The 20,803-nt window shown below is 59.1% G+C and carries 15 protein-coding genes; 6 read left to right on the forward strand and 9 right to left on the reverse strand.

What is annotated here, in order from left to right; genetic code table 11:
• Positions 1-210: 210 nt before the first annotated feature.
• Entirely contained in the window at positions 211-1,011 is an 801-nt protein-coding gene (locus tag ACOZ42_RS00535; RefSeq protein ID WP_426345422.1) for an SET domain-containing protein, read from the reverse strand.
• Between the two features lie 56 nt (positions 1,012-1,067).
• On the opposite strand from ACOZ42_RS00535, the gene ilvB reads away from it, so the two are divergent.
• The 5 genes from ilvB (at position 1,068) to ACOZ42_RS00560 (ending at position 6,247) form a co-directional block, all read left to right on the forward strand.
• Positions 1,068-2,837, forward strand: a complete 1,770-nt coding sequence (gene ilvB / locus ACOZ42_RS00540; RefSeq protein WP_426345423.1) for a biosynthetic-type acetolactate synthase large subunit — start codon at positions 1,068-1,070, stop codon at positions 2,835-2,837.
• A gap of 110 nt (positions 2,838-2,947) precedes the next feature.
• Entirely contained in the window at positions 2,948-3,913 is a 966-nt protein-coding gene (locus ACOZ42_RS00545; protein ID WP_039943153.1) for a TRAP transporter substrate-binding protein, read from the forward strand.
• 12 nt (positions 3,914-3,925) lie between these two features.
• A complete protein-coding gene (locus tag ACOZ42_RS00550) occupies positions 3,926-4,423 on the forward strand; it encodes a TRAP transporter small permease (protein WP_003800574.1) in 498 nt (165 codons plus the stop codon).
• Positions 4,424-4,505: 82 nt separating this feature from the next.
• Positions 4,506-5,783 carry a TRAP transporter large permease gene (locus ACOZ42_RS00555; RefSeq protein ID WP_003800573.1) on the forward strand — a complete coding sequence of 426 codons (1,278 nt, stop codon included), beginning with the start codon at positions 4,506-4,508 and terminating at the stop codon, positions 5,781-5,783.
• Between the two features lie 29 nt (positions 5,784-5,812).
• Entirely contained in the window at positions 5,813-6,247 is a 435-nt protein-coding gene (locus tag ACOZ42_RS00560; RefSeq protein ID WP_003800572.1) for a CopD family copper resistance protein, read from the forward strand.
• Here the strand turns inward: ACOZ42_RS00560 and ACOZ42_RS00565 are convergent.
• The 5 genes from ACOZ42_RS00565 to ACOZ42_RS00585 form a co-directional block, all read right to left on the reverse strand.
• On the reverse strand, positions 6,232-7,359 hold the full coding sequence (locus ACOZ42_RS00565; protein ID WP_415302035.1) for a YncE family protein: 1,128 nt from the start codon (positions 7,357-7,359) through the stop codon (positions 6,232-6,234). The two genes, ACOZ42_RS00560 and ACOZ42_RS00565, sit on opposite strands and share 16 nt — an antisense overlap.
• Positions 7,360-7,370: 11 nt before the next feature.
• Complete coding sequence (locus ACOZ42_RS00570) at positions 7,371-9,887, reverse strand: TonB-dependent receptor (RefSeq protein WP_059318389.1); 2,517 nt, start codon at positions 9,885-9,887, stop codon at positions 7,371-7,373.
• Positions 9,888-9,967: 80 nt separating this feature from the next.
• Positions 9,968-10,855, reverse strand: a complete 888-nt coding sequence (locus tag ACOZ42_RS00575; RefSeq protein ID WP_059318388.1) for a FecR family protein — start codon at positions 10,853-10,855, stop codon at positions 9,968-9,970.
• Entirely contained in the window at positions 10,856-11,386 is a 531-nt protein-coding gene (locus ACOZ42_RS00580) for an RNA polymerase sigma factor (protein WP_426345424.1), read from the reverse strand. It abuts the gene before it with no gap.
• A 192-nt stretch (positions 11,387-11,578) separates the two neighbouring features.
• The gene (locus ACOZ42_RS00585; RefSeq protein ID WP_003800563.1) at positions 11,579-14,173 is read right to left on the reverse strand and encodes a DNA topoisomerase III; all 2,595 of its coding nucleotides are present in this window, start codon (positions 14,171-14,173) and stop codon (positions 11,579-11,581) included.
• A gap of 113 nt (positions 14,174-14,286) precedes the next feature.
• On the opposite strand from ACOZ42_RS00585, the gene ACOZ42_RS00590 reads away from it, so the two are divergent.
• Positions 14,287-16,824, forward strand: a complete 2,538-nt coding sequence (locus ACOZ42_RS00590) for a GDYXXLXY domain-containing protein (RefSeq protein WP_426345425.1) — start codon at positions 14,287-14,289, stop codon at positions 16,822-16,824.
• Positions 16,825-17,078: 254 nt separating this feature from the next.
• Here ACOZ42_RS00590 and ACOZ42_RS00595 read toward each other — a convergent pair whose 3' ends face one another.
• From ACOZ42_RS00595 to ACOZ42_RS00605, 3 genes are all read right to left on the reverse strand, one after another.
• Positions 17,079-17,537: a DUF494 family protein gene (locus tag ACOZ42_RS00595; RefSeq protein WP_003800559.1), complete on the reverse strand. Its 459-nt coding sequence runs from the start codon at positions 17,535-17,537 to the stop codon at positions 17,079-17,081.
• A 233-nt stretch (positions 17,538-17,770) separates the two neighbouring features.
• Complete coding sequence (gluQRS, locus tag ACOZ42_RS00600) at positions 17,771-18,679, reverse strand: tRNA glutamyl-Q(34) synthetase GluQRS (RefSeq protein WP_003800558.1); 909 nt, start codon at positions 18,677-18,679, stop codon at positions 17,771-17,773.
• Positions 18,680-18,790: 111 nt separating this feature from the next.
• Positions 18,791-20,803: an acetyl/propionyl/methylcrotonyl-CoA carboxylase subunit alpha gene (locus ACOZ42_RS00605; protein WP_426345426.1), complete on the reverse strand. Its 2,013-nt coding sequence runs from the start codon at positions 20,801-20,803 to the stop codon at positions 18,791-18,793.

Here is a 20,803-nt window from a genome sequence, read left to right on the forward strand (position 1 = left end):
GATAGGGATAGGGGCGAATACACACGCGATAGGGGGTGGTGTGTCGCCTGGCTGATGAGGTGTAAAACCTGGCCCGGCACGACAGATAGGCCTGTGTGTGGCGCTCTGGAAGAGCCCGGCAGGGGTGTTGCCGGGCCTGCTGTGCGGGTGTTCAGCAAGGGTGCAGGCGGCCGGTAAGGCTGCCTGGGCTAATGCAAGCTGGGGGACAGCTTACTCTTTTTTGCGATCTTTTTTCCCTTTTTTGCCTTCTTTGTCCTTTTTGGAGGACTTTTTGTCCTTGTTTTTATCCTTATTTTTGGCCTTTTCTTTCTTCTTCTTTTTGTCTTTTTTGCTCTTTTTGTCCTTGTCGCTTGAGTTTGACGTGTCCTGCAGCGTAGCGTCAGGTGCCTCTTGATCCCTTGTGTCTTCTTGCAGCGCCGGGTGCTCATCAGTCTGCGGGTCCGCTGCGCGTTGCCTGGACGAGACCGGTGCCCTGCGTGCCTGCTCCATTTCCGCATCCAGCTCGGCGGCGACCTCGCGCAGCTCTTCTGCAACTGCTTGGGCACGGTCCTCGGGCAGCGCGATCATGGTGCCCCGACATTGGGGGGCACCACACAGACAGCGATAGTTCTGCTTGAGCTCCTCGGTAATGTCATCGTCGATGACCAGCGAGTAGTCGTACAAAAGCTCTTCCCCGGCCGGGATATCGCGCATGGCCACAATGAAGACACGCGAGCCGTCAGCATTCTCGTGCCCTTCACAGTTGGGGGCGCAGGAGTGATTGATCCAGCGTGAATCGTTGCCCCCCTGGCCACCGTCCACGATCTTGCCGTTGCTCAGGGCAAAGAAAAAGGTGTGAAAAGGCTCGTCGGGATTGACTGGAAACAAGGCATCGGCCTGTTCGGGCGTCAGTCGCTTGCCGGCGTATTGCAGGATGCGTGTCCCGGCAGGGATATCGCGTAGCGCAAACACGCCATTGCCATGCAGTTTGGATGGTTTGACGACGTGCCAGGGTTGGCGTTGAGTGACCATGGGGAATCAGCCTGTAAAAGGGGATAAACTGGACGGCGATCTCTATCTTACAAAACATGCAGGGCTACGCAACCATGTCACTTGAAACGACCGCCCACAACGGCGCGCAAATCTTGCTCGAAACCTTGATCGCTCAGGGTGTAGATACCATTTTTGGTTATCCTGGCGGAGCGGTGTTACCGCTCTATGATGCTCTGCATGCCCAACCGCGAATTCGTCATATTCTGGTCCGTCACGAGCAAGCTGCGGTGCATGCAGCGGAAGGGTATGCCCGCAGTACCGGTAAGCCCGGCGTGGTGCTGGTGACATCGGGCCCGGGTATGGCCAATACCACCTCCGGTTTGCTCGATGCCTTGTGTGATTCTATTCCTGTCCTGTGCATTAGTGGACAAGTGGCGACGACGGCAATTGGTACCGCCGCGTTTCAGGAGTGTGATGCCATCGGCATTTCACGTCCTGTGACCAAGTGGAATGCGCAGGTACGGCGCATTGAGGATGTGGCTTCGCTGACCGCCAAGGCCTTGCGCCTGTGTACCCAGGGTCGTCCTGGCCCGGTACTGCTGGATTTTCCTAAAGACATTCAGATTGCTACCTTGCCTGCTGCCAGCAGCGAGGCACCTGCCCAGGACGAGGCCGACAGTCTGCTGGCCCGGGCAGCGCCGGCGCCTGCTCAGGAAGCGGCCATCAAACGTGCCGCTGCCATGATTGCGCATGCGCGACGCCCCGTGTTTTATGGTGGTGGCGGGCTGATCAATTCCGGTGCGGATGCCAGCCATGCCTTCACCAGCCTGGTGCAGGAAACCGGCGCTCCCTGCACGCTGACCTTGATGGGCCTGGGTGCTTATCCTGCGCGTGATGAGCAGTTCGTGGGCATGCTGGGCATGCACGGGACGCTGGAGGCCAATCTGGCCATGCACCATGCCGATTTGATTATCTGCGTGGGCGCGCGTTTCGACGACCGCATTACCGGCCGCCTGTCCGATTTCTGCCCGCACGCCAGCAAGATTCATATTGATATCGACCCCGGTTCCATCGACAAGGTGGTGCGTGCTGATGTGGCTTTGGTGGGTGATTGCTACCCCTTGTTGCGCGCCTTGCGCAAGGAACTGTCCCACCACGACTTGCCCGAAGGCCGTCTGAATGACTGGTGGCAACGCATCGGCGTGTGGCGTGCGCAGGAATGCCTGAAAGTTACCCCGCGCAGCGATGCCATTTTGCCGCAAGATTTGCTGCAGCGCCTGGATGCGCACCTGGAAGGTCGCGACGCCATCGTGTCCACGGACGTCGGTCAGCACCAGATGTGGGCAGCGCAGTACATCAAGTTTGATCGTCCCCGCCGTTGGTTGACCTCAGGGGGGGCGGGCACCATGGGTTATGGCATACCCGCTGCTTTTGGGGCGCAGATTGCACATCCGGACAAGCTGGTGGTGTGTGTCAGTGGGGACGCGTCGGTACTGATGAATATTCAGGAACTGGCCAGTGCGGTGCAGCATCGCACGCCGATCAAGGTGATTCTGTGCAATAACCGCCACATGGGTATGGTGCGTCAGTGGCAAGAGCTGATTCATGATGGTCGTTATAGCCATAGCTATAACGAAGCCATGCCGGATTTTGTGGCCTTGTCGCGCGCCTTTGGTTGGGAAGCCGAGCGCGTGGAGCATCCCGATCAGCTGGATGCGGCGCTGGAGCGTTGCCTGGCCCACGACGGCCCGTTCTTTCTGAACGTGGAGGTGCTGGCGCTGGAGAACTGCTTCCCCATGATGCCTGCCGGCTATGGGCATCAACAGGTGATGTTGTCCGAAGATAACTGGTATGTAGAAGAATAAAGTGCCTGGTGGGGACACGGGCGTAAAAACCCCTATGTCCCCGCCCGGGTACTGCGCATTAAATACACTGATCCATTCAGACAGGAGGGGCATGCATGATGTACCGTCACATGAAGAACCGTCTTTTGGCCGCGGGATTGATGCTGGGCTTGGGCCTGGCGATGGGGGTGGCGTCGGCCCAGACCCCACTGAAACTGGCTTACGCCTTGTCCACCAGCTCCCACTATGGGGCCGGTGCCAAGGCCTTTGCCAGCGCACTGGAAAAGGATGGCAATTACACCATCGAGGCCTTTCCGAACAGTGCCTTGGGCGGCGAGCGCGAAGTTATTGAAGGCTTGCAGCTGGGTACGATTGATCTGGCCATTGTCTCTACCGGCGCAACCCTGAACTTTGTGCCCAAGACCGGCGTGTTCGATATTCCTTTTCTGTTTCGCGATCTCCAGCATGCCCGTCATGTGCTCGATGGCAAGATTGGACAGGACATGCTGGCGGAGTTTCCCAAGCGCGGAATTGTGGCACTGGCCTGGGGAGAGCAAGGCTTCCGTCACCTGACCAATAATGTGCGTCCTGTCACTACCCCGGCCGATGCCAAGGGCTTGAAGATCCGCACCACAGAAAACCCCATTCATATCGCGGCTTTCCGGGAAATCGGTATTTTGGCGACCCCGATGGCCTGGCCCGAAGTGGCAACCGCTTTGCAACAAGGCACGATTGATGGGCAGGAAAATCCCTTGTCAGTCATTGTGTCGGCCAAGCTGCCGCAATTGCAGAAGTACCTGTCGCTGACGGCGCACGTGTATGGCCCTGCCCTGGTGCTGATGTCGCCCGCGGTGTATGACGGCCTGTCCGATCAGGACAAGCAGCTGATGCGCGATGCCGGCATTTCCGCGGCCCAGGCCATGCGCGATTATGTGGACGATATTGAAAAAACCGGCGTGGATGCGGTCAAGGCCGAGGGCATGCAGGTCAATACGGTCGATCACGCGGCGTTTGCCAAAGCGGTGGAGCCGGTTTACCCCCAGTATTACAAACAGTTCGGCCAGGAACTGGTCGAGGCCATTCGTCAGACTCCCTAAGCGATCCGCATCATGAAAGCACTGCTGTTCATGCTGGATAAGGGCGTGTTCCGGCTGGTGTCCTGGGTGACGCAGTTATTGCTGCTCTCGGCGGTGGCGGCAGCGTTTTATCAGGTCGTGGCCCGCTTTGTTCTCCAGTCGCCTGCCGACTGGAGCGAAGCCTGGTCGCGCGCCGCCCTGATCTGGACCGTCATGCTGGGATTGTGTCTGGCCTTGCGCCAGGGGGCCATGCTCAGTGTCGATGTGGTGCGATTATGGGTGGGCACGCGAACGCAGCATTGGCTGGATGTGGCCGTGCTGCTGTCTTGCCTGGGCTTTTTTGGCCTGCTGGCCTGGTTGGGGGGACAGATGGCATGGCGGGTTCGCTTTCAAACCATGCCCAGTCTGGAGTGGTCCATTTCCTGGGTATATATTGCCATTCCGATCGGGGCGGTACTGGCCATGCTGGGGCTGCTGGCCCGATGGATGGAAAAGCCGCCGGCGGCCGTGGTGGACGCCACGCAACTCTGATTCAAGACTTGATGGCAGGCTTGTAAGGCATCCCCGAACGGGGCAAGCCAGACGGGACGCTGCTTAGACCGGAGACCCTATCGTGTCCCAGATCATGCTGGTATCGATGCTGCTGTTTTTTGTATTGACGGTGCCCGTGGCCATTGCTGTGGGGCTGGCCAATATGGTGGGGGTGGCGTGGGACGGGCGTATGACTTTTCTGGTTATCGCCCAGCAGTTGTATGCGGCCTTGGATAAATACCCTCTGGTAGCGGTGCCCTTCTTCATTTTGGCGGGCAACCTGATGGAGGCCGGTGGCATGTCCAACCGCATGGTGGAGTTCGCCAAAAGTCTGGTGGGCGGCGTGCAAGGCGGTTTGGCGTGCAGCTGTGTGCTGACCTGCATGATCTTTGCAGCCGTGGCCGGTTCCAGTGTGGCGACCACATTTGCGGTGGGGGCGATTTTGATTCCGGCGATGGTGCGTCATGGTTACCCGGCACCGTTTGCAGCATCTTTGCAGGCCTCGGCGGCGGAGCTGGGGGTGATCGTGCCGCCCTCCATCCCCATGATTTTGTTTGCGGTGTCCACCGATACCTCGGTAGGCGAGCTGTTTGTGGCCGGCCTTGGTCCCGGCTTGCTGATTGGTTGCGCCCTGATGCTCTATGTCTGGTTGTATGCCCGCCGCCACGGCCTGGGTTTGCAGGATGGGCACGGCCGGCTGGGAGTCTGGACCGCATTTCGCCAGTCCTGGCTGGCCTTGTTGATGCCGGTCATCATTCTTGGCGGCATTTACGGCGGTGTCTTCACGCCCACCGAGGCCTCGGCGGTCGCGGTCGTCTATGCCCTGGTCGTGGGGCTGTTTGTCTACCGCAGCGTGAGCTGGCGGGACCTGTCCAAGGTGCTGCACCGTTCGGTGGTATCGACAGCAGTCATCATGTTTATCATCGCCAATGCGGGTGTGTTTGGCTTTTTGCTGAACCGCACCGGCATCCCGGCCGCTTTCGGGGCGTGGCTGGGGGACGTATTCAGCAGCCCCGTCCTGTTTCTGCTGGGGGTCAATGCCGCTTTGTTTGTCGTGGGCATGTTTATTGAAACCTCAGCCTCCATCGTGGTGCTGGCCCCGTTGCTGCTGCCGGTGGCCATACAGTTTGGTATTGATCCTGCGCACTTTGGCGTGCTCATGGTGGTCAACCTGGCGTTGGGCATGGTGACCCCGCCCTTTGGCGTGAATCTGTTTGCGGCCTGCTCGGTGGCGGGTATTTCCCTGGAAAAACTGGTGCGGCCCCTGATCCCGTTTGTGCTGGTGGTGGTGGCGTGCTTGATGCTGATCAGCTATGTGCCAGAAGTCAGTTTGTGGGCTCGGGACCTGGTGTACCGTTGATAAATTGTCTGCCTTGTTGAGCATTGTCCATGACGTATTTTGCCCTCTTGCTGGTGCACCTTCTGGCTGCGATTTTTTTTATTGGCACGGTCTTTTTCGAGGTGCTGATGCTGACTCCCCTGGCGCGTCAGGTGTCCCGCCCGGCCATGCGGGAATTTGAGTATGCCTTGGGGCGGCGGGCCCGCCGCATCATGCCCTGGGTTCTGTTACTGCTTTATGGAGCAGGTTTGAGTCTGGCCTGGCAGCATCGGGCCCTGTTTGAGGTGGGTGGCGCCCGTGCCTGGATTCTGGGCTTGAAAATCACCCTGGCGCTCAGCGTATTTGGGCACTTTCTGACGGTCATGGTGATGAGCCGGCGCAAAACCATGACGGCGCGCCGGTCCCGCATTATTCACCTGAGTGTTTTTGTTCACGTTTTATTGATCGTGGTGTTGGCCAAGGCGCTGTTTTACTGGCCGCTTTGAGGCGTGGGGTCAAAACACAGCAGCCCCACGGATTCGTCCTGCAGCTCTTGTCCTTTAGCAGGGTTCTTCAAGGACACGTAGACGCGTCCAGTGCGTGTATCCAGCGCCAGACTGTTGGTGAGTTTGTCGGTGGTGGCAGCGGCCACCGGGCGCAAGGTATCCAAGGAGTAGACGGCCACCCGTCGCTCGCTACGCTCGGACACGTAGGCCAGGCCCGCCGCCGTATCAAGACGGATTGCCAGCGGATTGCCCTGAACGGGCTGAGCCGCGAGAATCTGCCCGTCCGTGGCATCGAGCATCAACACTTGCTGGCGTGAGCCGCTCCAGTCGCGCTTGGGTAAAAGCCGTTGTTGCCAGGGGGTAATGGAATCCAGCCCTTGGTCAGTTACGTACAGGCGGCCCTGATAGTAGGCCAGATTGATGGGTTGATGCACGCCGGGCAGGGTCCAGCGTTCTTGGATACGCAGGGCCCGGGTGTCGATCACCACGATTTCCCCTGCCATGGTGGACACATAGAGTCGCCCGCCTTGCTCATCCAGCGCCAGCCCGGTGGGATAAAAGCCCAGGTCGGGAATACGGGTCTTTAGCGCGAGGTTCCGACTATCCAGCACGAAAAGCACGCTCTGGCCGGCAGACAGGCCGGGGACAAACAGCAGGCCCTGGGACTTGTCCAGAATAAGGCCGCGCAGGTCATGTTCATAGCGCTTGCCATCCGGTCGGAGCTGGCTTAGCTGTACTGTGTGCAGCCTGCGATTGCGCTGTGTATCGATTACGCTGATGCGTCCTTGCAGGGAGTGCCCCACGTACAGACGATTAGCCTGATCGTCCAGAGCCAGTCCGAAGGCGCGATAAGGCAAGAGCAGGCGGCTTTGTTCCTGCAAGGTGGCGGCGTCCAGCTGTACCAGGCTGCTCGGTGGCGCGTCGTCGTTGAAACCACCGGCCACGGCCGCATAGACGGCGTCTTGGCGAGGGCTGTAGGCCAGCTCGTAAACGCCCGGCCCAACGACTGTCTGTACGTGGCTCGTGGTGGGGCTGCACAGGCGCTGGGCCTGTACTGGCAAGGCCAGGGCGCTGCTGGTGGCCAGCAGCGCGAAGATCCAATGGGTTTTCATAGAAACAATCCTTAGTATTGCAGCGTGTAGGTCAGCGCGTAAGTACGCCCTTGGCCGCGGAAATCCAGCACGCTGGGGGCAATGATGCCGCTGTAGATCAGCTTGGCCTGCTGGCCCCACCGTGTTTCATAGGATTTGTTGAACAGGTTTTGAATCCCCAGCGACAGCGTGCCCTTGACCTGTGCGCTGTGATCGAACTGGTAGCGTCCCAGCAGGTCCACCAGGGTCAGACTGGGCAGGGATTCCTGTTGCTGGCCGCCCCCGACACTGGGGATGTCGCTGCGCAGTTTCATCGAGTGGGCTACCTGCGCGCGGACTGCCCAGTTACTGCCCTGCTTGCCGATATAGGCGGTAGCCTTGGAGGGGCTGGAGTAGTAAATGCCGCGCCGCTGCCAGCGGCCGTCTTTCAGCTCTTCATTGCGAATCAGCAGCAGGCTGGCCCCGGTGCTCCAGCCGTGGTTCAGGCGCAGATCCAGTTGCCCTTCCAGACCGTAGTTACGCACTTTGGAGTCCACCAGCGAGATATTCAGCGTGTTGCGGTCCAGGGCGATCGACTTGTCAGATTGCGAATGAAACAGAGCGACCTGGGTAGAGAGCGGGCCATCGTTGTATCGCCAGCCCACTTCGGTGGAGCGGGTTTTGATGGCTGCCATGCTGGAGTCCGCCACGCTGATGTGGCGACCCAGCGCCCAGTGATTGTCGATCAGTGAATAGCTGGCGCCCGTTCCGTAGTACTTGGCGGGGTCTGCCAGCTCGAACCCTTCGGAATAATTGGCCCACACTTGCTGGGCCGGGCTGAGCTTGTAGATCAGACCGGCATTGAACAAGGTCGTGCCGTAGCTGTTGCGCCCGCCTGGAATGGCATCGGCCGACTGTCCGTAGCCGGCCAGAACCAGACGTTGTTGTATGCCCTGAACAAAGTCGTCCACCTGCACACGGACGTGTTGCTTGCGCAGCCCGGCGCTCAGACTCAGCTTGTCAGTCAGATGCAGGTCAGCCTGTGCAAAGGCTCCCAGTATGTGATTGCGAAAGCCGGGGTAGCGCGGCAGGCGGGCCACCTTGTCAAACTCCAGCCCCCCACTATCCATCGCCTTGTTGATGTCGAACATGGTCTGGGTGGCCTTGAAGGTTTCGTGATCGTAATCCACGCCATAATTCAGGCTGAAGCGGTCCCAGTCCTTGTTGAGCATGGCTTTCAGGCCGAATGTCTCGGTTTCCTGTGTGGACACACTCCAGTTGTAGATGCGTTTGCCGGGGACGAGCGGGTTGGCGTCTGAATCCGGGTAGGGATAAAAACGCATGGACTCATTGCGATAGTAGGCCTTCAGATACAGATCCTGGCCGCCCAGCACATCACTTTTGTAATAGTCGGCCGCCAGAATCTGGCGTTCGGTGCGGGGTTTGTAGTTCGAGTCAAACCCGCTGCGTATATCCAGTTCAGAGGGATTGAGGATATTGTCGTTGGGGCCCGGGCGCAGCCATAGCGCTTTGCCCGGTTTGAAGCCGGAGTCGTAATACTGGGCCAGCAGGCGCAGTTCGCCCGCCTCTTGCAGATCCACATTCAAGGTGCCCATCAGGTCCAGAGAGCGGTTCCACTGCAGGTCTGTCTGGGTAATGTCGGGCAGGACACGATCGCCCTGGCTGTCATAGGCGCCGCCATTGCGGGTCAGAGACAAGGCCAAACGCCCTTGAACGGTCTCGTTGCCGCCTTCGACGGACTGCGACAAGGTGGTGTTCAGGTCATCGCCTGCTTGCAGACCGCTTCGTACTCCCAGCTCGGAGACAAATCGTGCCGGACCGGGTTCGGCGCGTTTGGTAATGATATTGATGATCCCGCCTGTGGCATTGCCGCCGTGAATGGCTGTGGCTCCCGACAAGACCTCGATGCGTTCGATATTGAAGGGGTCAATCGAATCAAACTGCCGGCTCAGTTGACGCGAGCCGTTCAGGGAAATGCCGTCGATCATGACCTGCGTGGGTCGGCCCCGCAGGTACTGACCCGCATTGGTGCGGGATTGTCCCCCCAGGTCCAGGCCGGGGATCAGTTGCCCGAGCATTTGCTTCAGGGACACGCCGCCTCGGGTCTGTTCCGCAATCTGCTCTGAGTCAATGACCCAGACGGTGTTGGCTGTCTCATCAATGGATTTTGGGGTGCGCGAGGCGACAACGGTCACTGCGGCCAGTGTTTCCCCTTGCCGGATGGGAGCGTCCTGGGTCTTGGGCTGTGACGGGGCAGTCTGCAAAGTGTAGGAGCCAGCGCCGACTTGACGGGGTGCCAGCCCCGAGCCATTCAGGACGCTTTGCAAAGCCTGGGTAGCGGTGTAGCTGCCGTGTAAAGGAGGTGCCAGGCGGTGCTCGACCAGATCTTGAGTGAAAATAACTTGTATGCCGGCCTGACTGGCAATCTGGGTTAGCGCGGTGCCTAAGGGCTGGGCGGGCAGATTGAAGTTCAGAGTCTGGGCATGAGCAGCCGTGCTGATGCTGACCACGGTCAGGGCAGCCAAGGGGGTAGAGAGCGTCAGGCGCATGAACAAAGTACCTTGAAAAGGAGGACTGATAGAGCGAAGCCGTTTTAAAACAGCCGTACCCCTACCTCCTTTACAAATAATTACTTTTTGGCGGGCAGCAGCAACAGGCTGCCATCAGCCTGTTGTTGAAGCTCGACCGACCAGACCTTGGGCAGCAGGGTGGGCAGTTGGTCCAGAGCTGCAAGCTGGAAAACGGCGCTGACTCGGCGTTGGGCCAAGGCCGGGTCAGATACCCGCAGGGTTTGAGGCAGATAGGCTTGCAGTTGATGGACGGCTTGTTCCAGAGGCAAATCGTTGATCAGCAGTTGACCGCGTTGCCAGGCCAGCAGCGTGTCGGCCTGCACCGTTTCAATCGGCCCTACTCCGGCAGCATCGACTTGTAGCCGTTCATCCGCCTGCAAGATATGGTTGACGGTCGGCTGATGGGCCTGGTCGCGCACCTGTACCCGCCCCTGCTCTACGGTCACGACAAGAGCGTCGGGCTCGTGTTCAACTGCAAAGCGCGTGCCCAGCACGCGCACTTGCACGGTGCCCGCCTGCACCTGGAAAGGACGCCAGGCTGAGTGGCTGACATCGAAATACGCCCGCCCCTGCTCCAGCTGGATGTCCCGGCTGCGTAGTCGCCAGGTGGCAGACAGGCGGGTGTTGCGGTCCAGGGTGGCGACGGAACCATCGAACAGGGTAAGGCGTTGCTGAGTATGGGCCGTAGTGCTGATCGTTTCGTGCCGCCAGGCCGGGTTCCAGTACCATAAGCCGGTTGCCATCATTGCCAGAACCAGCAGGGCCGAGCCGGCCCGACGTTTCTCTCGTTGTCGTTTACGCTCGCTGGCCTGCCGGGCCAGTTGCTCCAGATCGGGCAACGGAAACTGCTCCCGCAGCGTTGTCTGATGCTGGCTGAGCAGCTCGTCCAAGGGGGAATCAGCGGCGTGATCGTGAGTGGGCGGAACCGGATCAGCGGTGGAATTCATTTAGCAGCGCTCCATGTGGCGACGGCAGTGTTCCATGCCCAACCGTATATGTTTTTCAACGGTTTTGACTGAGATGGCCTGCAGACGAGCGACTTCTGTTTGGCTGATATGGTGAATTTTGTGCAAGATGAACACTTCTTTGCAGCGAGGCGGCAAACTGTGAATCGCTTGCATCAGGTGATTTAATGCCTGACGGGCGCTCACCTGCTGTTCGGGTGTCGCTGCCGGGCATGGGTGGTCTTCGGGACGCAGGTGAACCTCGTGATGGCTGCAGCGACGCTGGTCGCTGCGGTAGCGGTCGATCGCCAGATGGTGCAGGATGCGGCGCAACAAGGCCAGAGGGGAACGAGGTTCGGGGCGCGAAGGGCGCTCTAGCAAACGCAGGCAGACGTCGTGCAGAACATCTTGCGCAAAATGCTGAGCACCAAAACGTCGGCGTAATTGACCCAGCAGATCCTCGTAGTGTTCACATAAGGCATCGACCAACGCATTGCGCCGATGGTGGGAAGAAGCACGGGGTTTTGTCGGCATGGGCGGAAGATGCCTGCGGGGCAAAAGTAGAGTTGGAATTAGTAAAGCAAATAAAAACGATTCTTATTTTAATATAAGTCGGCTGACCGTCAAAACACGGGTGTATCCGGTGGGTAGGCATCATGAGACGGGACATGAAAAAGGCCTCCCGAGTGGGAGGCCTGGTTGCTGCGGATAAAGCGGGCTGAACAATCAGTCTGCCGTGTTGGCCGCTGTCTTTTTTGCAGCTGTCTTTTTAGCGGCGGTCTTTTTGGCCGCTGTTTTCTTGACGGCGGTCTTTTTCGCGGCTGCTTTGGTCGCCGTTTTCTTGGCCGCCGTTTTGCGGGCCGGTTTCTCGGGCCGCGGCTCGAACTCAAAGCCGATCTTGCCGTCGGCCTGACGAACCAGGAAGGCCTTGAACTTGCGATTGGTGCGCGAGGACACAAAACCATCGAGCAGGTCTGTCTTACCCTCGCCCAGCAATTTGGCCATCTGTTCGCGGGTGATCTCCTGTTGCAAGATCACCTTGCCACTACGGAAATCACAGCTTTTGGATGGGCCAACGGACTTCTCGCACAAGTAGCGCAAACCGTGTTCAAAGACGGAGGACTGGCACTTGGGGCAAGGGCCGACCGGGGTCTGGCCGCTGAAATCCAGCGTTTCGTCGTCTTCGTCGTCGTTCTGGCCAAAGTCGAACTCCAGCTTGTACTCGTCGGTAATGCGCAAGAGTGCCGCAAAGGGACGTCCCATCTTGCTGATGAAGCCGGGCAATGGCCCTAGCTCTTTCTTGGCCAGCAGTTCTTCCACTTCGGGCAGCTCAAAGGTGCGGCCTCCGGGGTGCTTGCCAATCGAAAAATCGCAAGCCGTGCAGGCGTAACGACGGTAATTTTCTTTGACCACGCCGCCACATTTCGGACATGGCGTTTGCAAGGTTGCGTAATCACCAGGAACCGTGTCGCGTTCGTACTCTTTCGCGCGTTTGACAATCACTTGCGTCATTTGCGCGATTTCACGCATGAACACATCGCGGTCCAGCTGACGCTGCTCGATCTGCTTGAGCTGGTGCTCCCACTCGCCGGTCAGCTCGGGCGAAGTCAGTTCGCTAACGCCCAGACCGGACAACAAAGTCATCAATTGGCGCGCCTTGGCGCTAGGCACCAGTTCGCGGCCTTCCCGACGCAGATAGGCTTCGTTCAGCAGACCTTCGATAATGGCTGCACGCGTGGCAGGCGTGCCCAGTCCGCGTTCGGACATGGCTTCGCGCAGGGCTTCATCGTCCACCAGCTTGCCGGCGCTTTCCATGGCCGACAACAAGGTCGCTTCTGTAAAGCGTGCGGGCGGCTTGGTGGCCAGGGCCTTGGTGTTCACGTCTTCGGTGCGCACCTTCTCGCCATCGGCAACGGGCACCAGGGACGCATCTTCACCCTGGGCATCGCGACCGTAAATAGCCAGCCAGCCCGGTTTGACCAGTACTTTGCCTTCGGTCTTGAAGTGGTGGCCGGACACCTGCGTGATACGCGTGGTGACGCGGAACTCCGCGGCCGGGAAGAACACGGCCAGGAAGCGACGGCTGATCAGCTCATAAATCTTGTGTTCGGCATCACTCAGCTCCCGAGGCACCTGCAAGGTGGGGATGATGGCAAAGTGATCCGAGACCTTCTTGTTGTCAAAGATCCGACGGTTGGGTTTCACCCATTTTTGCTCGACCACTTCCTGGGCGAAGGGCTGTACTGAGGCGCTGGCAGGCGTGCCGCTGTCTGCCAGCGCACGCATGGTCTCTTGCACCGTACTGATATAGTCTTCGGGCAGATAGCGCGAATCGGTACGGGGGTACGTCAGTGCCTTGTGGCGTTCGTACAAGGTCTGTGCCAGGGACAAGGTGGTCTTGGCAGAAAAACCGAAGCGCGAGTTGGCTTCCCGTTGCAGCGAGGTCAAATCAAACAGCGCGGGCGACATCTGCGTGCTGGGCTTGGATTCCTCGGTGACCACACCAGGCTGTTCGCGGCAGGCAGCCACAATCGTTTGAGCCGCGGTCAGGGACCACAGACGCGAGTCTTTTTTCTCGGGGTCGTGCTCGTCCTTGACGAATTTGGGGTCAAACCAGCGGCCCGTGTACAGACCGGCAGCAGCGATAAAGTCTGCGTGTACTTCCCAGTAATCGCGTGACACGAACTGACGAATCCGGTTCTCGCGTTCGTTGACGATAGCCAGCGTGGGAGTTTGCACACGGCCCACAGGGGTTTTGAAGAAACCGCCGTCCTTGCTGTTGAAGGCCGTCATGGCACGAGTGCCATTGATGCCCACCAGCCAGTCGGCCTCGGCACGCGAACGGGCTGCCGCCTCCAGCGGTTTCATGTCCTCGTCGTCACGCAGGTTTTCAAAGGCCTCGCGGATCGCCGATTGAGTCATCGAACGTAACCAAAGCCGTTGCACCGGTTTTTTCGTTCCGGCGTACTGCATAATGTAGCGAAAAATCAGCTCACCCTCGCGTCCCGCGTCACAGGCATTAATTACCGCGGTGACATCTTTCCGCTTGATCAGCTTGACCAGCAGTTTCAGGCGTTCAGTCGATTTTTTGTCGGTAGGGTTGAGCTCAAATTGAGGGGGGATGACGGGTAAATGCGTGAAGCTCCACTTGCCGCGGACCGGATCATTAGGGGCCACCAGGCTCAGCAGATGGCCAATGCTGGAGGCCAGCACGTAGCGATCGCTTTCAAAATAATCACCTTCTCGAGTGAAACCGCCCAATGCCCGCGAGATATCTACGGCGACTGAAGGTTTCTCGGCAATGATTAGTGTTTTATCCATATGATTCCAGTGACAGCAACTGCGCTGCAATGCGCGAAATGATACGAGGTGCTTATCCCTCTATGCAAGTTATGAGACCTGACAAGACTAACGTATGGCCAACGGACTGGCGAGTGTTTCTCACAAAACTCGCCTGGGGCCTGGCTGTTTTGCTGCTCGCCAGCGGACTGGTGACCTGGGTGGCGGCCCATTGGGACGACTGGGGAAATGGTGCCAAATTTGCCCTGGCCCAAGGCGCGGTGCTGGTTTCTGCCGGGCTGGCCTGGCTGTTTCGCCGACGCGCCGGTGGCTGGGGTCATGATCTGGGCGTGCCCGCTGCCCTGACGGGCTTGGCCGCCGTAGCTACGGGCGGCTTGCTGGCGCTGATCGGCCAGACTTATCAGACTGGCGCAGACCCCTGGCAGCTTTTCGCATTGTGGACTGTGCTGATCATACCTTGGGTATTGGCCGTGCGCAGTGTCTTTCTGTCAGTGCTGTTCGTGGTGCTTCTCAATACCGCCCTGTACTTATGGATTGATGTCGCCCGCCTGGACTGGTTCGGTCGGGGGAGCACGACACAGACCTTGCTGGCGCTGGCAGTTAACGCGCTTTTATTGCTGGCAGCCGAGACGATCTGGCGTGCCCGACGTGATCCGTGGCGTATCTTGCCGCGAGTCGCTGGCATTGCCGTGGGTTTTTTCATGGGCATGCAGGTTCTGGAGGGCGATTTCCTGCTGGGACTGATCCTGTTTCTGGCGCTCTACGCTATTTACCATTACCGGCGCCCGGACTTGTTGATCATGTCACTGGCATCGTTCGGCGCGTATGGTGCGTTGAGCATGTTGATTATCGAATATGCCGGGAACGCCTTTTTGTTGATCGTGGTGGTGATTGTGGGCCTGGGTCTGGGCTTGCTGCGTTTCTTGCAGCAACAGGTCATCCATTGGCGGCGCACGCAAGGATCGGTTTGGGCAGCGGACGCTGCGCATGCTGCAAGCACGGTCGCGGGAACGACGGAGACGCGGGTTAAGGCAGCGTTGGGCGTTCAAGCAGATGCTGGTTTGCCGGCTCACGACACGGCTCAGGCTGACTCCATCGCGCTTCAGGATACGGACGAGCACCACCCTTGGTATCTGCGCTTGATCAAGCTGTTTCTTTATTTGCTCTTGCCGCTGCTTGTCCTGCTGTACCTGGCGATTTCTCTGGATCTGAGTCTGGAGGCTCTGGGTGTTCTGGGTGGCATCATGGCCCTGGCTTCGCCCGCGCTCTTTGCCAAGGCTCATACGGTACAGAGTCGGGATCTGGTGGGCGGCTGGGTGGCGTGTGCGCTGCTTTTGCTCAGCGTACCCATTGTCGAGGCGCGCTATCCCTGGCCGCCCGAGATCAGTGCCTTGTTGGCGCTTGTGATCAGCACGGTGTTGTACAGGTTGGCCAAGGGCCAGTTTGTATTGCGCATGCTGCTGGTGCTCTGGGCCTTGGCGGCCATCGAGTTCCTGGTGGTTGAGCGCCTGTTTGAGCGCTGGACGACGCTGCCTTATTGGGTATTGGAGCTGCCTGCTGCCTTGATGTTCTTTGGCGCACTGTTGCTTGGTCACTTCCAGTTGCGTGGTGAACGCAAGCCCCACTTCTGGCTGCCCCTGTTCTGGTCCTTGCTGCTGGTGTCCCAGCTTCATCTGGCCTCGGCCGGCGCACTGTTTTATTCCATGCCCTTTTGGGGCGAGCCGCGGCCTTATCTGACCGCGACCGGTTTCCTGCTGGCGATGGCGCCCGTTGCCATCCTGGCATTCTATTGGCGCGCCTGGCGTGAGCAAACGCGGGTCTTTGGCATCGCTTTGCTGGGCGTGGCGGCTTTGTGTGCGGTCTGGACACCCTACCCGCCGCTTGCCCTGGCCCTGAGCTGGATTCTGGTGGCGTATGCCTGGCGCTACCTGAGTCTGCTGGCCGTGGCCGTTGTGATGGGCCTGTTTTGTCTGTGGCGCCTGTATTACATCCTGAACATCAGCTTGTTGGATAAGGCCGAGCTATTGCTGGCCACGGGCTTGGGCTGCGTGGTGTTTGCCTATCTGGGGCAGTTAAGTCGCAAGCCGGCCGGAGCGGGTACCGTGCTTCAGGCTCCTCCCAAAGGCGTGGTGGCCAGCGTGCTGTTGGGGACGGTGCTGGTGCTGGGCGTGGCAAACGTGGCGATTGTGCAAAAGGAACGGATTTTGCGCGATGGTCAGACGGTATTGCTGGAGCTGGCTCCCGTGGACCCGCGCTCCTTGATGCAGGGTGATTACATGTCCCTGAACTTCGCCCTGTCACAAAGCCTGTCAGCCCTTTCCTGGAGTTTGCCCAAAGCGGCACAGGCCAAAATGAATGCCCAGCAGTGGGTTCTGGTGGGGGTACAGCTCGATGAGCACAAGGTGGCTCAACTCAAAGGGGTGTATCTGGATCTGGATGGTCAGGAACGTCTGTGGAATGACGCTGGGCCGGTGGCTGAGCCAGATGAGGTGATGCGCTTGCGCATGCGGCGTCACCGCAATAACTGGACGCCGGGTACCGATGCCTGGTTCTTTGCAGAAGGTTCGGCAGATCGCTTTGATGCAGCCCGCTATGGCGAATTTGCGGTGGTCGAAGATGGCCAGAGCCTGTTGCGTGCAATGCTGGACAAGGACAGGCAGGCTATTCAATAAGTCCGGGCTTATCGGTCGCACGCATGAAGCGGTAGTCGGATTGCCTTTCATCAAGACAGTCCGACGTGCCATCAGTCCTTGCATCGGGCTTTTATAGCGACGCTCAAGCCGATGCCCTCGAAGACAGCAAGAACCATCAAAAAGGCCCGAATCCGATCTGGGATCGAATTCGGGCCTGCGTTCTTGAGATGAAGGAAAGGCCTCTTTTGATGGGGGCCGTTGCGACAAATAAAAACGAGTTCCTGTGTATTCGCTTAATGGGACTGACGGGTGGAGTCGTCGCTGAGCAGCTCTTCAAAGATCAGATGATCGATTTCGGCTTCGTGGCTCCACAAAACCATCAGGGCGACAATTTTTATTTTGTCCAAAGAGACCGGGCTTTCATCCACCGCCATAGCGCTTTCAATCAGAATTTCGCGCAGGTGGGCGGTCAGGGCGCCGGAATTTTGCAAAAAGGTGATGAAACCCATGGCGTCAGCGCCCAGCACATGTTGTTCGTGCTCGGAAAAAATACGCTGACTGTTGGGGCTGAGTTGAGCGGTAGGCTGACACTGTTGCGAGGTCTCGCCCAGTGCATGTAGCCAGCCCAGTGCGTCGTTGATGTCCTCGTCTTCAAAGCCAATAGCCGCCAGCTTGTGGGCCAGAACCTCCGCCTTGGGACAGGACTGGGGGTTGTAATACGTCTCGAATAGATAAACCAGGATATCAAACATGGATATAAGGTTGCCGTCCTAAGTGATTAAAAAAACTGCGTGATTTCGGTAACCAGTGACCAAACTTTACGCTGATTTGCGGTAGGGGGCAAATGGGGTGTTCAGGGCTTGGGTGGGTTCTGCCGTGAGCAGCAAGGCCGTTTTTTACCGGGTTTTGCTCTGGCAGACGCCCTGTGCGACCGGGCGTCTTCATGATTGAAACATAAATCGATTGTTAGGGTAGAAACTGTCGTTTATTTGAAACCTTGACGCTTGTCCGGCAGCGGGAAACGCTGTGCCCAGGCACGGGTAGCCTGGCTCCAGAATGCGTCCAGCGTGCTAGCCGCAACAGGTGCAAAGCCCAGAAAGGCCCAAACCCGTTGCAGTGTCTCCAAGGGATGCTCCAGATCGAAGGCCGGGGCATGGTTCTGTTTGGAGAGCTTGCGGCCTTGGCTGTCGCAGGCCAGCGGCACATGCAAGGTGCGCGGGACAGGCAGTCCCAGCATGCCTTGCAGAACGCGCTGGCGTGCCGTGGAACTTAACAGATCTGCACCTCGTACCACATCGGTGATCTGGCTGTCTGCATCATCAATGACCACTACAAACTGATAGGCCCAGAGCTTGTCGGCGCGTTTAATAATGTAGTCCCCGACTTCTTGGGCGACATCTTGCTGCTGCGGCCCGGCCCAGCGATCGGTGAAGCTCTCCACCCCTTTGGGGACGCGCAGCCGCCAGGCGCGGATGCTGCGGCCTGCGGCAATGCCATGTCGGCAGGTGCCTGCATAGGGATGGTCCGTGGCTTCCGGGCTGACAGGGAGGGAAGCGGCCAGAATTTCCTGGCGTGTGCAGGCACAGCCGTAAACCAGATTCTGCTCGCGCAGGCTGTCGAACACCTCCTGATAACGGGCCAGACGCTGACTTTGCCAAACCACCTCGCCGTCCCAGTGCATGCCCAGGCCTTGCAATTGCTGCATGATGAGCTGGTCTGCCCCTTTCACAACGCGTGGCGTGTCTATATCTTCAATGCGCAATAACCAGCGCCCGTTCTGGGCGCGTGCATCCAGGTAGCTGGCCATGGCGGCAACCAGCGAACCCTCGTGCAAGGGACCACTGGGACTAGGCGCAAAGCGACCACAGTAAGGGGTAAGGGGCTGGGCGGTCATGAGTCGTTCTTAACGGCAAGAGCCCCTGGACGGGGGCTCTTGTTAGTGCGACTTTACGCCTATTTTTCCGGCCCGGCAATCCGTCTTGCTCGGGCCTAACGGGGATGGTTTTCAGCTCTCCATCGTGACCAGCTCCGCCCCTTCGGCGACCTGATCGCCCACGGCAAAGAACAGTTCGGCCACGATGCCATCAGCGGGTGCCTGAATGGAGTGCTCCATTTTCATGGCTTCCATGACCAGCAGCACATCGCCTTGCTTGACGCTGTCGCCAGCGCCCACATTCAGGGCAATGATTTTGCCCGGCATGGGGGCAGTCAGGCGTCCGCCGTGCGCTTCCTGGCTGCTGGTGCCGGCGTTGGCCAGGGTATCGACCACGCTCAAGGTCCAGTCCGAACCCCCCTGGGCCACTTGCAGATGCTCGCCATCGCGCAGCACCTGGGCGCGATATTCGGTCTGACCCAGCCACAAGCGCAGCGTCAGGGTATCAGCCAGATCGGCGGCTTGGGCAGCCTGCCAGCGCAAGGCATGCTGTTCGTCGCCCAGTGTGATCTGCCACTGGCTTTCACGACGCTGCAGCAGGATTTCATGCGCTTGCTCGCCCCGTTGCACATGGACCTTCTGGTCGTAATCGCCGCTCAGGCGCCAGCCGTCATGGACGCCCCAGGGGTCCGTGTTGGTGGACGGTGCGCCCATGCCCTGGTGCGTCAGCACCGCGCAGGCGGCGAAAGCCAGCACCGAAGCCGGCACATCCTGATCGCGGGGGAACAGCGCATCGTGACGGCGTGGAATCAGGCCGGTGTCCAGATCGGCCTGGGCAAAGGCTTCATCGCCCAGCAGACGTTGCAGGAAGGTCTTGTTGGTGTGTACACCCGCCACCTGAGTGTCGGCCAGCGTGCGAATCAGGCGACGACGTGCTTGCTCGCGGTCCGCACCATGGGTGATGACCTTGGCAATCATGGGGTCGTAGAACGGGCTGATGACGCTACCCTCACGCACGCCACTGTCGATACGGACCTCACCGCAGGTGAAGGAGGCATGGGCAGGGTATCGCAGGCTGCGCAGCGTACCGATGGAAGGCAGGAAATCCTTATCGGGGTTTTCGGCGTAAATCCGCACTTCGATGGCATGTCCATGGATGCTCAGCGCGTCTTGTTTGGCCGGCAAAGGCTGGCCATCGGCCACGCGCAATTGCCATTCCACCAGATCGTGGCCCGTAATCAGTTCGGTGACGGGGTGTTCCACCTGCAGGCGGGTGTTCATTTCCATGAAGTAAAAACGTCCGTCCTGCTCGGCAATGAACTCCACGGTGCCAGCACCGACGTAGTTCACGGCGCGGGCTGCCGCAATGGCGGCCTCCCCCATGGCCTGACGACGTTCGGGCGTCATGCCGGGAGCGGGGGCTTCTTCAATCACTTTCTGGTGACGGCGCTGCACCGAGCAATCGCGCTCGAATAGATACACGTACTCGCCGTGCTGGTCACCAAAGACTTGGATTTCGATGTGGCGTGGCTTGGTGATGTAGCGTTCAATCAGCACGCGGTCGTCGCTAAAGCTGCTGGCGGCTTCGCGCTGGCAAGAGCGCAAGGCCTCCAGGAATGCGCCGGATTCTTCCACAATACGCATGCCTTTGCCGCCACCACCGGCACTGGCCTTGATCAGCACGGGGTAGCCGATATTGTCGGCTTGCTGGTGCAGGAAGTCGGGGTCCTGGTTGTCGCCGTGGTAACCGGGCACCAACGGCACACCGGCTTTTTCCATCAAGGATTTGGCGGCGGATTTGCTGCCCATGGCGGCAATCGCCTGGGCGGGCGGCCCTACAAAAATAATGCCGGCTTGTTCACAAGCGCGAGCAAAATGCTCGTTCTCGGATAGAAAACCATAGCCAGGGTGGATGGCATTCGCGCCAGTGGCGCGGGCGGCTTCCAGAATGGCGTCGATCTTCAAATAACTGTCGCGTGGCTCGGGGCCACCGATGCGCACAGCTTGATCACAAGCACGGACGTGCTGGGCGTCGGCGTCCGCGTCGGAGTAAACCGCAACGGTACGCATCCCCAGGCGGCGGGCAGTGGCGGCCACCCGGCAGGCAATTTCACCGCGATTGGCTATCAGCAGGGTCTGAAACAC

The sequence above is a fragment of the Alcaligenes sp. HNGD-HTN06 genome, from assembly GCF_049932565.1.
GTDB lineage: Bacteria > Pseudomonadota > Gammaproteobacteria > Burkholderiales > Burkholderiaceae_B > Alcaligenes > Alcaligenes ammonioxydans.

What these genes read in the sequence shown, in the direction of transcription:
- ACOZ42_RS00545 (WP_039943153.1), top strand. Translation starts at nt 2,948, where the DNA reads ATGAAGAACCGTCTTTTGGCCGCGGGATTGATGCTGGGCTTGGGCCTG.
- ACOZ42_RS00585 (WP_003800563.1), bottom strand. Translation starts at nt 14,173, where the DNA reads ATGGATAAAACACTAATCATTGCCGAGAAACCTTCAGTCGCCGTAGAT.
- ACOZ42_RS00575 (WP_059318388.1), bottom strand. Translation starts at nt 10,855, where the DNA reads ATGAATTCCACCGCTGATCCGGTTCCGCCCACTCACGATCACGCCGCT.
- ACOZ42_RS00535 (WP_426345422.1), bottom strand. Translation starts at nt 1,011, where the DNA reads ATGGTCACTCAACGCCAACCCTGGCACGTCGTCAAACCATCCAAACTG.
- ACOZ42_RS00550 (WP_003800574.1), top strand. Translation starts at nt 3,926, where the DNA reads ATGAAAGCACTGCTGTTCATGCTGGATAAGGGCGTGTTCCGGCTGGTG.
- gluQRS (WP_003800558.1), bottom strand. Translation starts at nt 18,679, where the DNA reads ATGACCGCCCAGCCCCTTACCCCTTACTGTGGTCGCTTTGCGCCTAGT.
- ACOZ42_RS00570 (WP_059318389.1), bottom strand. Translation starts at nt 9,887, where the DNA reads ATGCGCCTGACGCTCTCTACCCCCTTGGCTGCCCTGACCGTGGTCAGC.
- ACOZ42_RS00580 (WP_426345424.1), bottom strand. Translation starts at nt 11,386, where the DNA reads ATGCCGACAAAACCCCGTGCTTCTTCCCACCATCGGCGCAATGCGTTG.
- ACOZ42_RS00565 (WP_415302035.1), bottom strand. Translation starts at nt 7,359, where the DNA reads ATGAAAACCCATTGGATCTTCGCGCTGCTGGCCACCAGCAGCGCCCTG.
- ilvB (WP_426345423.1), top strand. Translation starts at nt 1,068, where the DNA reads ATGCAGGGCTACGCAACCATGTCACTTGAAACGACCGCCCACAACGGC.
- ACOZ42_RS00560 (WP_003800572.1), top strand. Translation starts at nt 5,813, where the DNA reads ATGACGTATTTTGCCCTCTTGCTGGTGCACCTTCTGGCTGCGATTTTT.
- ACOZ42_RS00595 (WP_003800559.1), bottom strand. Translation starts at nt 17,537, where the DNA reads ATGTTTGATATCCTGGTTTATCTATTCGAGACGTATTACAACCCCCAG.